9 protein-coding genes are annotated in these 12,703 nt (G+C 49.1%); 4 read left to right on the top strand and 5 right to left on the bottom strand.

The genetic code is table 11. The annotated features are described in order from the left end of the window. Positions 1-8 precede the first annotated feature (8 nt). From ACOSDM_RS01045 to ACOSDM_RS01030, 4 genes are all read left to right on the top strand, one after another. Complete coding sequence (locus tag ACOSDM_RS01045) at positions 9-254, top strand: MoaD/ThiS family protein (protein ID WP_420722610.1); 246 nt, start codon at positions 9-11, stop codon at positions 252-254. 5 nt (positions 255-259) lie between these two features. Beyond that, positions 260-949, top strand: a complete 690-nt coding sequence (locus tag ACOSDM_RS01040) for an RluA family pseudouridine synthase (RefSeq protein ID WP_420722609.1) — start codon at positions 260-262, stop codon at positions 947-949. Positions 950-1,170: 221 nt separating this feature from the next. Beyond that, positions 1,171-2,520 (top strand): hypothetical protein, encoded by a 1,350-nt coding sequence (locus ACOSDM_RS01035; RefSeq protein WP_420722608.1) that lies wholly within the window; start codon positions 1,171-1,173, stop codon positions 2,518-2,520. A 293-nt stretch (positions 2,521-2,813) separates the two neighbouring features. Continuing rightward, a complete protein-coding gene (locus ACOSDM_RS01030; RefSeq protein WP_420722607.1) occupies positions 2,814-6,227 on the top strand; it encodes a glycosyltransferase in 3,414 nt (1,137 codons plus the stop codon). A gap of 18 nt (positions 6,228-6,245) precedes the next feature. Here ACOSDM_RS01030 and ACOSDM_RS01025 read toward each other — a convergent pair whose 3' ends face one another. Genes ACOSDM_RS01025 through ACOSDM_RS01005 form a run of 5 tightly spaced genes read right to left on the bottom strand, consistent with a single transcriptional unit; the run spans position 6,246 to position 12,564 of the window. Next, complete coding sequence (locus ACOSDM_RS01025) at positions 6,246-8,327, bottom strand: acyltransferase family protein (protein WP_420722606.1); 2,082 nt, start codon at positions 8,325-8,327, stop codon at positions 6,246-6,248. A gap of 40 nt (positions 8,328-8,367) precedes the next feature. After that, a complete protein-coding gene (locus tag ACOSDM_RS01020) occupies positions 8,368-9,495 on the bottom strand; it encodes a DegT/DnrJ/EryC1/StrS family aminotransferase (RefSeq protein ID WP_420722605.1) in 1,128 nt (375 codons plus the stop codon). Between the two features lie 42 nt (positions 9,496-9,537). Then, the gene (locus tag ACOSDM_RS01015) at positions 9,538-10,110 is read right to left on the bottom strand and encodes an acyltransferase (protein WP_420722604.1); all 573 of its coding nucleotides are present in this window, start codon (positions 10,108-10,110) and stop codon (positions 9,538-9,540) included. Further along, positions 10,110-11,480, bottom strand: a complete 1,371-nt coding sequence (locus ACOSDM_RS01010) for a glycosyltransferase family 39 protein (RefSeq protein WP_420722603.1) — start codon at positions 11,478-11,480, stop codon at positions 10,110-10,112. Before ACOSDM_RS01010 ends, ACOSDM_RS01015 begins: the two co-directional genes overlap by 1 nt. Next, a complete protein-coding gene (locus tag ACOSDM_RS01005) occupies positions 11,449-12,564 on the bottom strand; it encodes a glycosyltransferase (protein ID WP_420722602.1) in 1,116 nt (371 codons plus the stop codon). Before ACOSDM_RS01005 ends, ACOSDM_RS01010 begins: the two co-directional genes overlap by 32 nt. Positions 12,565-12,703 lie beyond the last annotated feature (139 nt).

Here is a 12,703-nt window from a genome sequence, read left to right as displayed (position 1 = left end):
GAGGCACCATGGCACGGGTCAAACTCTGGGGATCCCTCAGCCGAATGGCCGATGGGCAGAAGGAATTTGAGATCGATGCCCCGAATATCGACCGCATGCTGACGGCCCTGGGTGAAGCGGCCCCAAAGCTGAAACCGATCCTGGCAAAGGGCGTGACCGTCTCAATCGACGGCACGCTCTATCGCCTGGACAAGTTCCAGGCAATCCAGCCCGACAGCGAAGTCTATATCCTGCCGAAAATGGCAGGAGGGTAAGCGCCTTGGAAACACCGGAAATACTCTATCGCGACGGGTTGATCCTGGTCGTGAACAAGCCCGCAGGCGTGAATGTCCATGCTGGACCGTCGGGGGGGCCATCCCTGGAGGATACGTTTGATGCCCTGCGCTTTGGCCTGCCCAAGCCGCCCGCCCTGGCCCACAGGTTGGATCGGGACACATCTGGCTGTCTTGTGCTGGGACGGCATGCAAAGGCTCTGCGACGGCTTGGGATCTTGTTTTCAGAAGGGCGAGCAAAAAAGACCTATTGGGCGGTCGTCCGCGGGCAACCGCCCCAGGAAACAGGACGCATTGATTTCCCCTTAACGAAGATTTCCAGTGCCGAGAAAGGCTGGCGCATGGTTGTTGCCAAGGACGGCGAAGGCCAAGAGGCGATCACCGACTATCACATACTGGGCACCAGCAAGACCGGCCTGACCTGGCTGGAACTCTCCCCCCATACCGGCCGCACCCACCAGATCCGCGTCCACTGTGCACAGTCAGGCTTCCCGATCTTGGGCGACCCCTGGTATGGCACGCCAGAGGACCGCTCAGCCACCTCAGAAATCCCCTTGCATCTGCATGCCCGCGCGATTGAATTGCCGCTCTATCCGAAAAAGCCCTCCATTCGCGTGGAAGCGGACGTGCCAGAGGCAATGAGGGAAGGATTTACATGCTGCCAACAAAACGCCTAAATCTTCAAAGGCACTTCGGTTCCCAAGAGAAGTAAATCCGAGATTTGGCCTCAAAACAGTCTCAGGCCTTGAAGCGCGACAGTGATCTGTTTACAGATACGGCACTCGCTTTGACGCACAATGACACGGTCGACAGGAACATCCTGTCTGCTCAGTTCCGGTCAGAATATGCTTTCGGGCAATAGGGGCAAATTTTAATTTTAAAGTGGATTTCCTAGATCATGAAAAAACGTGTCTATATTGTTCATAGCATCGATACAGAAGGTCCCTTGAATGAATCACTGGCCTCGACCTTTGAACGGCTTGAAGAACTTTTTGGGATCAAAAATCTCCCCAGAACCCGTGACACGCTGGCAAAGCTGCAGGCACGAGAGATTGATCTGGGAAAGGAGCTTACCGCAAAAATTGCGGAAGCACTCAGCGGGCATCGCCTTCGCATCAATGGTACATGGACGGAAGTCCTGGCAATGCTCGACAGAATTATGGATAATCGTTTCCGGCAGAAAATGCCGGATTCCCAGGGTAACGGGTGGGTCTACAACTGGCATTGCCTTGATCTGGTCGGCTACGAAAACAATCCGAGACGGCGCGATTTAGGATATCATAACATATTTGATCGCTATATTGAGGTGATGGGCGAGTATGCGGATTGCCCGGATGGACTTCATTTTCATTTTCACCCAATGTCTATCTATCGTGATGCCCATCGGTGCGCGACCTCCTACATCAACTCCCCGGAACTCTGGCAGATTATTTGCCGCAAAATCCTGGAGCGGAACTGGTTTCCAACGGTCTTTCGCGCCGGGTTCCAGGCAGAGCGTCCCGATAGCCACTGGATACTGGAACAGTGGATTCCGTTTGATTGTTCTAACATGGCAACCGATACGCCGGAAGAATTGGAGCTTTCTGTGGATTTCAGAAAGGGGCGCTCCGGCGACTGGCGGCGGGCGCCAGCGGATTGGTCAGTCTATCATCCCGCCCATGACGACTATCAGACACCGGGGAACTGCCGTCGGGCAATTTCCCGTTCATTGAATGTAATGAGCCGCACCGCCAGCATTGACCAACGCGAAGTCGACAAGGCTTTCGCGCGTGCAGACTCTGGCAAACCAACAATCATGGGCCTGTGCAGCCACGATTTCAGGGATATTGGAATTGAAGTGGATCATGTCCGTGACATGATTGCCAAGGCCGCTGAGAAATACCCGGAAGTCGAATTCGAATACGCCGAGGCACTGCATGCTTTCAGGCAGGTTCTAAACCTGGATATGAGCCAGCCCGCTCTCGATTTCACGATCAAACTTCATGCAAATCCTGAAGATGACGTCCCTTACCTGGAAATCCGCACACGCGCAGGCAAAACATTTGGACCGCAACCTTTCCTGGCGCTGGAAACCAAGGCCAGGCGGTTCATTCATGACAACCTTGATTTTGGAAACGAGCCTGGTGTTTGGTACTATGCGTTTCATGGGGATACCCTGCCGCTCGCCGACGTGCGACGCATCGGTGTTGCCAGCAACGATGCATTAGGAAATACCTGTATTCGGACAATTAATGTTGCCGATTCCTAAGGTTCCTTAAACACAGAATCCAGTTTTCCCCCCGGTGGATTTATAAAAGCCAAGCCTCAAGAACACCTTCAACCAATGCATTGATCGGTTGAACCCCTTTATAACTTGTCTTATTCTAAAACTGTGAGAGGTAGATAATTTCTAAGGTAGCGAGAATTTGTATCTTACTGACGCATATCAAAGATAAAATTCACAGAGCACATAACAGTTTTGAGTCCAGCATCCTGGACAGGAAATGCCGCTACCGTCCCGACATTTTTGCGAATATCCTCCAATAAACAGGTTTCCGAATTATGGCTTTAGGGACAAAGAAAATTAAACTACTCAATTTTCCCAAAAATTTACGGATGATTTTTCCAGCAATCATCAGCATAACATTAATTTTTTATTGTTACAAAATACTCGATTTTCAAAGTTTTATATCTTTTTACAAAGAAATAAGTTTTATTTCTTTTTTTTCCATAATATCATTATTGTGTATTAATATTATTATAGTTACTTTTCGTCTGGACAGACTTTTAAGCCACTTTGGCTACCCAATTGATTTCATAGAGACTCTGAAAGCGTCAGTGAATGGTTTTTTCTCCAGCCTGTTCATATTCTCATTTGTTGGATCAATACTAGGGCGTCAGTTCTTTTTGCATAGGAAGAAAGTCCCTCTCTCGGCATGCACTCTAATATCTACTTATGAGAGAATAATTATTTTCGCGGTCAGTTCAGTGCTTTTTGCACTTGGTGCGGTTTCTTTATTAGATTCAAGCGTGATTTTTAATACACTAAACAAGTTTCCTTTATGGCAGATTTTTTGTGCTTTAACCCTGATTATCATTACTGTTAGTTTTTTTACACGATCACCATTTGAGGCTGCGCTTTGGCGAAAAATCCGAACATTGAAAAACATTGTTCGTATTGGAGAAATATCCCTTCTTTCAGTAATTGCCCAAACACTTGTGTTATTTGCCTATCTTATAGCTGTACTACAAGTCGCCCCCGATGCTTCATTCTTAAAAGTCCTGGCCGCCTCGGCTGTAGTCAGCTTTGCCGCAAGTTTACCCATAAGTATAAACGGATGGGGTGTACGCGAAATCGCGGCAAGTATCGCATTTCAGAAAGTCGGATTAACAGGGACCGAGGCAATCGCAATTTCCGCCTTCATCGGGATATCTTCAACCGCTGTCATTTTAATTTTCTCCGCCTTTCTTCTTCGGCGCGTACAGGACAAGGAAAGGCAATTCTTTGAGGCAAACAAATCTCTCAAATCAAATAATAACTCAATTCTAACAACTGCAGCGGATGATTTTTCAGACCGAACACTCGCCTTAATTCTTCCATCAATCACAACTATCTTGGTCTTCTTTCAGATCCATGCTCAAATTGGATCAGGCTTAATTACCATAAATATTGCTGATGCATTTGCAATTCTTGGTTTGTTTTTGATTCCTATTATATATTTACTATCCAACTCTAAATTTCTAACCCTATCAGGGAATGTAAAAACCTGGCTTATTGCCATGACCTCCTTATTGATCTTCAGCTTCTTACACGGGTGGTATAATTATGGTTTACATAACTGGGCGCTTCAAAACAGACTGATCGGCTGGTTCGTATTATTGGGATATTTCTGTATTGGTGCACTCTTGGTCGAGAAATGGGGCACTCATGGCCTACGCCGAATGGCGGAACTTATCGTTGTCTCTGCAGCCATTATCACCACATTCAATCTGGCGCTTGTATTTATAGAATGGGTGCTGGGAATACCTGTTCTTTTTGAATCAAACTTTGAAGGGTTTTCCGCCAACCGGAACACATTTGCATTTCAGCTGACCCTGGCCCTTGTATGCGCCTTTACGTATTCAGACAGGCGTGGGAATGATTGGGCGGCTGTCTTCTGGACAATCCTTACCGCCGTCCTTTTATATGGTGTGTGGCAAACACAATCCAAAACGGGGATCCTTGTTAACTTTGTTCTGATCGCCACGTGTTTATTTTTTAATATCGGCAGCAGAAAAAGAATTATCCACGCTATTGCACTAGCGATCGCTGCTTACATGAGCATCCGGATGATAGGTTTGCTTTTGAGTCCCACAGCCGAGCTCGCATACCAATCACGAGCCCTGGCACCTAATCTAGAAACTTCAAGTGCAGCCACCTATATCGAAAGGCTGGAAAGCTTCAATCTGGCAATTAAAATCTGGTCAGATAACATTATCTGGGGGACTGGACTTGGTGGATTTCTGAATCATGTCCAGTCCACAGATATTAGCAAAACCCCACTTGTTTTACATTCTACTGTGCTTTGGATTCTTGTTGAGTTCGGTTTGTTTGGACTCCTTGTCACGGCTTCTTTACCCATCTATGGAATTTTTCTGATTGTCCGGCGCAAAGTGAGCTTAAGAGCCCCATCGGTTCGAATTATGCTGGGGGCGTGTTTATGCTTGCTTGCATTTGGTTTGGTCCATGAAATTTCTTTTCAGCGACTGTTTTGGCTCATGCTAGGCGCTTTGATAGGGGCGGCTAGTCTACAGACAAGACGGTATCTTCTTGGACAAAGCGAAGAAAATTCTCTACAGCGTCCTGTTATATTTCATGTAATTAACTCGTTGAATCGTGGTGGCGCAGAATCAATGCTGCTTGCCTTAGCAAATCATCAAAAGTCCGTTTTTCGACCTGTAATCATTTCGCTCATGAAAGAAGGTGCCCTGACAGAGCGTGTCCGGTCGATGGGAGTTGAATGTCATCATCTCAATTTCAGGAGAAACCATCCAGACATATTCGGAATGATAAAGCTAATACACCTTATCAGAACCCTAAAGCCAGCAGTGGTTCAAGGCTGGATGTATCATGGGGACCTGGCAAGCTTCTTGGCTTTGTTCTTCTCTGGTCGCCGCCGATGCACCAAATTGATATGGGGAATACGATGTTCCGACATGGACCTTTCTCAATATCGCCGCGCCTTGTGGTGGGTTATAAAAACATGCGTCTTACTGTCTCGTATTCCTGATTTCATCATCGCCAATTCGCAGGCAGGGGCACGGGTTCACAAGAATTTAGGGTATCGCCCGGAACGAATGGGTGTGATCCACAACGGGATTGATACAAGCGTCTTCTATCCAAGGCCAGAATTGCGTGAGAAAATGCGCCTTGAATTGGGATTACCTCAAGATGCCCGTGTGCTTTTTCACGTCGCCCGCGTCGATCCCATGAAAAACCATGCCGGGCTGTTACAGGCTGTGTCTGAGATACAGGACGTCTGGCTGGTCATGATCGGGAAGGGCACACAGGACCTGCCGCCTCAAGAGCGCGTTATCGCGCTTGGCCAAAGGGCTGATGTAGCTGACTTATTGCAAGCCGGTGATGGGGTGATATCAAGTTCACTCTATGGGGAGGGTTTTTCGAATGCTCTCTCGGAGGGGATGGCGTGCGGGTTAACACCCATTGCCACGGAATCGGGCGATTCCAGCATTATCGTCGGAGAGACAGGGTGGTCCATTCCAACGAATGATCCGGCTGCATTGAAAGCAAGTATTCGTGCTTTCTGCACTCTTCCAGAACAGGAGCTACGGCGAAAGGGAAATGCCGCATATTTAAGAATAATGGAGAATTTCGGACTGCCCGTCATGGCCCGCGCCTATGCCGACCTTTATGGGATTAAGAATCAAGAATCTCAGAAAATATCGCTTACCCAAATCACTGTATCGGAAACCTGATGGAAAACCACAACTGGACTAGTTTCCATCAACGGCGCCTATCTCGCTGAAAAGTTCTGATAGTGAGGGAGCAAGAACTAATTTCGCCCCATAATCAGATAAGTGATCATCATCGTAGTAAAGTGGTCTCTGCCCAATTTGAGCGACGCATCTGTTGGATACATATGTGTCACACAATACTTTCTCGGGACGAATGTATATTAACTTGGATCGGGACGGGGTATTTTCAAAAACATCATTCACAAAGCGATTACGCTTCTTAAAAACCTCATAGGAGATTGAAACAAATTCAGGCACCTTCAAACCAGATAAAACGAATTTTTTGAAATTGTAGTTTGGCACATGCCAGCCAATTTCCGGGACCGGCAAGACCACCCCAATCGGGTGCCCACTGTCTACTAACCGTGCCAAGAACTCATTCAACATATTCCGTTTTATAGTAGCGTCGTTGTTTAGCCCATTCTGATCAAACGTAAGATTCTCTCGATATCGCGGCCCGACCTCGACACCCCCTTCGCCATTATCAAACAGGAGAGTCTCTATCGAATTTTCAATTGGATACAGTTGGAATGACCATCGAACAGAAACGATAGCCATATCTGTTTTTTCTTTAAGGAATAAAAACAATACCTTGTAGACTTCCTGACAGAAGGGGCCAAGTGTTGGCCTTTGATCATCAACAAAACCAGGGATGGGATGACACTGCCCCGCAGCCAAACGAACACCACGCAACTTTCGATCCTTAAGTTCTTGATCTAGGGTCGAGAACAAGGCCTCGGCATGGGAATCGCCAATAAGTGCAACAGTTTTGTTCGCACTCTTATCTCCAAACTCACAGTAACTGAAACGCGTCTCCTTGCCATAGGGATAGTGCCAGTTGTCTTTGCAGGCCGTTTCCATATTTGTTTGCGGCGGTGCGATCTGTTCCTGAACATCCGAAAACCGCGCGGGGAATCCCTTCGCAATATACCCAGTCAATCCAACCACAAATAAAACAGCCCCTGTTACAGCTGATGCGACAAAGACCGTTCGTGTTTTCACCAGGCCTTTCTTCCTGAACGGCGTTTCAACATAGCGCCATGACGCCCATCCCAGGACCAATGCCAAAACACAAAGCCCAACCATCATCCATAGCGATGGTTCATTCAAACTGCGCAAACGGGCAAACGCAAAAACCGGCTGATGCCACAGATACGCGCTGTAGCTAATCAATCCGATACTGACGAATGGCCTGGCGCTCAAACAACGCCCCACCAAGGATGTGCTTGAGGTGCACGCGATAAGCGCAGCGGTACCAAGAACCGGTATGAGTGTGAAAAGGCCCGGCATCGGGGTGGATTCGTCAAATAAGAAAACACTTCCAATAACAGCCAAGAGCCCACAAAACGAGCCGATGGAAGAAAAAGTATTGGACCTGGGGCTGGGTATCCACAGGGCAATCAAGGCACCAACCATCAATTCCCATACGCGACCAAATGTCAAAAAGAACGAATTTGGTAAGAAGTTCAATCTCTCTAGGAATTGATTTTTACCGTCCGATGAAAAATTCAGATCCAAACCAAATACAGCAATGTACAAACTGGCCAGGAAAGCGATCAGAATCCCGACTGTTAGCGCTTTTAAAGATCGCCCCCTTAAGAGCAAAGCCATAAGGATTGGGAAGAACAGATAGTATTGCTCTTCAATGGCTAAGCTCCATGTATGCAGCAAAGGCACAAGTTCCCCGGCTTGCGCGAAATAACCCATTTTCAGATAAAAAAGGATGTTTGAAAGAAACAGCGTTGTTGCCGTTAAATTCTGAGAATGATCCCGTAACTGCTCAGGGGACATCCACATCCAGGCAAACGGTATGGTAACGCCCATAACCAGAAAGAGTGCAGGTATGATACGTCGCACCCGTCGATCATAAAATTTGATCAGCGAAAACTGTGCCGTCCGAATATCTTTCAGAAGTATCGATGTAATCAAATAACCGCTTATTACGAAAAAAACATCAACACCGACATAGCCACCTGAAAAACCCGAAAATCCGGCATGAAAGAAAATCACGCTCAACACGGCAATGGCCCGCAAGCCATCTATCTCAGGGCGATAATTCATACATAAATCCAATCAATATCGGGATATCGCGATTGCGTGGCTAGGCCTGGACAGCGGCGAGAACGGTTTCGCAGACCGCATTGATCGCCCTATCTGATAAATAGGGATGCATCGGCAAGCTGAGAATTGTTTCGGAAGTGTTTTCTGAAATAGGAAGCGATCCTTCTCCCAAGCCAAACTCACGATAGGCCGTTTGATGATGCATCGGTCGCGGATAATAGATGGCAAAGGGCAATCCCTTATGGCGAAACGCCGCCATAATCGCATCGCGTCGATCAGACCGGATCGAATATTGCGCCCATACGGAGTTCGTCCCGGTCGGGATTTCAGGCGTTATGACATGACCTCTCAGTCTTTCGGTATAGGCGTGCGCGATTCTTCGACGGGCATCGATTTCACCCTGAAAAATCTTCAGCTTCTCCAAAAGAATTGCCGCCTGTATCGTGTCCAGCCTGCTGTTTAATCCCACCCGGACGATATCGTATTTCTCATCCCCCTTTCCATGCGCGCGCAGAGACCGATAGAGCCTGGCCCGCTGCGCATCGTCGGTGAACAAGGCCCCGCCGTCGCCAAAACATCCCAATGGTTTTGCGGGAAAGAAACTGGTCGTTGTGACAGGCGCCAGAACACCGACATTGCGATGCCCCTGAGCGGCTCCAAAGGCTTGCGCGGAATCAGCAATCAGCAGCAATCCCTCCTGGTCGCAATAGGGGACAAGCCGCGCATAATCTCCGGGCAGTCCGAACAGGTCCACAGAAATGACCGCGCGGGGGATTAATTTTCCCTCCTTACGAACACGATCAACCGCGTCCTTCAAACTTTCCGGATCCAGGTTAAATGTGGCCGGATCAATATCGCAAAATACCGGTCGCGCGCCCAGAACAAGCACCGCTTCCGCCGTCGCCGTGAATGTAAAACCGGGAACAAAGACGGCATCCCCGGGACCAATGCCATCGGCCATCAGGGCGATTTGCAAGGCATCTGTACCATTACCGCACGTCACTGTATGAGGCGCGCCACAAAACTGGGAGAGCGCCTCTTCCAGTTCCACAACTTCTGGGCCCATAATGAACTGACCATGCGCCAAGACATCGGCAATCCGCGCTGAAATCTGCGCACCGATTGACGCCATCTGCGCCTTGAGATCAACCATCTCAACTTTGACCATTAAACACCTGCGCTTGGAAAAATTCGTAAAGAGGTTCTAACGTCACTCACAAAGCGAAAGACCAGAATCGGACAGCTGATATCGCTCGCCGGTTCGCGGGCAGACTAGATTTTCATCCAAACGATCGCCACTGCGACCGACCCATCCCAAGTGTCGGGCTGGATTCCCAACAACCAATGCATGATCCGGTATATCCTTGGTGACAACCGCCCCTGCCCCGATCATTGCATAGCGGCCAATCGTGACACCACAGATGATGGTGGCATTCGCGCCAATTGTCGCCCCCATACGAACCAGTGTTGGCAGGAATTCATCCTTGCGTTCAACAAATGCACGCGGTGTCAGGACATTGGTGAAAACACAGGATGGGCCGCAAAAGACATCCGCTTCCAGCGTAACACCTTTATACAATGAGACATTGTTTTGAATCTTGCACCCCGACCCAATGGTAACATTTGGGCCCGCCATAACATTTTGACCAAGAACACTGCCGCGCCCAATGCTGGTATTGGATAAGACATGCACAAAATGCCAGATTTTACAGTCCGCATTAACCACAGCGCCTTCGTCAACGATAGCAGAGGCATGCACAAATGCAGTCGGATCGATACCCATTAGACTTTTACCTCGCGCAACATTCGAAATCTATCCAGACCGCCCAGTATTCCCAAAGCCGTCCAGACAATAAGGACAGGATCAAAGGGCAAGGCGTATTTTGCCCCCAATACCGGGCCGGTCAGCACCAGATAGTAGGCACAATATCCCAGGCCCAACAGGGTCATTTTTGGATACTGACGCCCGGATAGTATAAGTCCCCACACGGCAAACAGGCTGCCAATAGCGACAATTGTAAGAGAGATTATTGTAATCGCTACATACCCGCTGGACTGTCGTTGAACAAAGCTTGTGACGCGATCTATAATGCCGGTCCCAGAAGAGTTGGAGAAAGATTCAGACTTCAGGTTTTGGACCACCGGATGCACCATAAGACTGGGCAAGATCAGGTTCATTGCAGCCGCGCGGCCCCAAGTGACGGCTATATCCAACGGCGCAATCTCTGAAAGTTTCTCCCATGCCAAAGCAACACGAATATCAGACTGTTTAAACGCAGCTGTGTTTGGAATATCCGCAGCACGATGGATCGCCTCCTGCTCGAATTCGCTGGCCCATTGGCCCCGGGTTCCTCCCCGACTCTCGGCATAAATCTCCGCCGTAACCCAGTTCAGTAAATGGGTCCCTTGCTGTGCTGTAATGCGATAGGTTCCAAAATTCTGCTCAATTCGTAAAACCTGCGGCATGAGAAACAATGCAGCAAATACAAGTGGCAAAAACCCGACAACGACCGCAAGAAAAGGGGATCGCAGCGTTCCGTACCAGAAGAAATACCCGCACAGAATCACGGATATGACTGGAACTAGGGGCAGTGCCGCCGGTCTGATCGCAAGCGACACTCCAAAGCAGACCGACATCCAGACCGCTTGTTTAACAGACCGTCGCTCCAAGGTGCGTACAAAAAAGAATATTCCCCCAACGCACGCTGCCAATGCCAGGGAATCTGACAGCAGAAGCGTTGAATGCAGCACCATATTCGGCCACAGAATGGCCAGAATGGCCGCCAAAAGACCAACCCGCCGCCCAATACGGGAGGCAACCGCCCCGATCAGGCACACTGTTACTGAATCGACAAGCGATTGAAAAATAACCGCAGGCAACAAGATACTGCCAAAGACTGACTTCAGTCCGGCCAGGACCAATGTATAGCCATAAACCCGTTCATAATCGGGTACGGGGGCACCTGCAGGGCCGAATAAAAACGCACCCGTTCGAAAAAACCAATCTGCCCTATCAAGATACAGACCTGAATCCGGTGCGGTCACGCCGACACCAATAGCGACCAAAAAAATAATATGTGCCCCGCGGATGATCAGGGCCGCCAAAAATATTTTAATGAAATCATTCCGTGTCAGCACGCCCGTGCCTTTCATGAAGCGCCTTTTCGACCAAAGACATAAACTGCTGTCGCACAACCGCGCCTTCAAAGGCGGCTGGCAACAGGGAGGGAGCTAACTCGTCAGACTTTGACCCTGAAATGGCCGATGTGGAGAGTAAATCCACCAGTTCTTGACTGTTTGGTGCCAGCAACACCGCCCCTTGTGCGGCCTGTTCTTGAATCTCTCCTAACCCGTCCACGCTTTCCAATCCATAAACTGGAACACCACATGCCAACGCCTCCAGCGCGACATTAGGCAGGCCTTCCCAACGTGACATCATGACAAGGCCTCGACTGCGCGCCAGGATTGCCCAGGGATTGTCCTGAAAGCCAATAAATCGCGCTTGGGGGGATACATTCATGCTTTTGGTCAAACTCTCTAACCGACTCCGTTCCGGCCCATCACCAATGAAAAGCACCTTTACCTGCGGCGGACACTCAGACAGGACCTCCAGTAATCGGTCAAAACCCTTTGCTGGCGTCAGCCGCCCGATAGCGACAAACCACCCCTTAGAGAATTCCTCCGATATCGGTTGTATCGCCTGTATTCGAAGTCCGGGTACATCGATGGGATTTACGATCAATTCGACCGACCGGCGCAATCCAGGGCACAGTGCCTCCAACTCATTAGCGACATGGCGGGCATTGCATACGACAAAATCCGCGCGTGGATAAAGCAGACGATAAGCCAGTTTCCCAACACCAATTGGCAACCAGCGCAGCGTGCTATCAACCGTATTGGCTTCACGCACGATTACAGAAGGGGGCTGAGACAAGGTCGCGCAAACGCCCAGCACGGCCAGATTCAGATAACCCATCGTGCTGACCAGAACATCCGGCTTCTCTTTGGAAATACAGTGTCTAAGGCGAAACAGAGCGGTTCTGAGACGGGACGCGCCAAGATCAATCAACCGAACTGATTTTGAGAGGGAGGCACGAAGTGGCCCTTCCCCCGTTAGGACGATAAGAACAACCTGATACTGTTCTGGCTTCAGGCTGTGCAAAAAGTGCAACATAACCCGCTCAGCACCCCCCCCTGCAAAAGAGGGCAGCACAAAAGCGATTTTTCGCGACGTCATCTATAGAAGTCCCCAAGGCCGATCATTCGCGATTGATCGCAACAAGGAAACCTCCATCTTAATCCGCTGGGACCATGTGCGAAGTGTCCTCTGACAAGACTTTCATTGATAATTTGAATCAGTCCTACGGACACGGATA

The sequence above is a fragment of the Hwanghaeella sp. LZ110 genome (assembly GCF_048892525.1).
Classification (GTDB): Bacteria; Pseudomonadota; Alphaproteobacteria; order UBA8366; family Aestuariispiraceae; genus Pacificispira.
Note: the sequence above shows the minus strand (reverse complement) of the source record. Positions and strands in the feature narration are given on the sequence as shown.

Coding starts and splice junctions, on each gene's coding strand:
- ACOSDM_RS01035 (WP_420722608.1), top strand. CDS start 1,171: ATGAAAAAACGTGTCTATATTGTTCATAGCATCGATACAGAAGGTCCC.
- ACOSDM_RS01005 (WP_420722602.1), bottom strand. CDS start 12,564: ATGACGTCGCGAAAAATCGCTTTTGTGCTGCCCTCTTTTGCAGGGGGG.
- ACOSDM_RS01045 (WP_420722610.1), top strand. CDS start 9: ATGGCACGGGTCAAACTCTGGGGATCCCTCAGCCGAATGGCCGATGGG.
- ACOSDM_RS01025 (WP_420722606.1), bottom strand. CDS start 8,327: ATGAATTATCGCCCTGAGATAGATGGCTTGCGGGCCATTGCCGTGTTG.
- ACOSDM_RS01020 (WP_420722605.1), bottom strand. CDS start 9,495: ATGGTCAAAGTTGAGATGGTTGATCTCAAGGCGCAGATGGCGTCAATC.
- ACOSDM_RS01010 (WP_420722603.1), bottom strand. CDS start 11,480: ATGAAAGGCACGGGCGTGCTGACACGGAATGATTTCATTAAAATATTT.
- ACOSDM_RS01030 (WP_420722607.1), top strand. CDS start 2,814: ATGGCTTTAGGGACAAAGAAAATTAAACTACTCAATTTTCCCAAAAAT.
- ACOSDM_RS01015 (WP_420722604.1), bottom strand. CDS start 10,110: ATGGGTATCGATCCGACTGCATTTGTGCATGCCTCTGCTATCGTTGAC.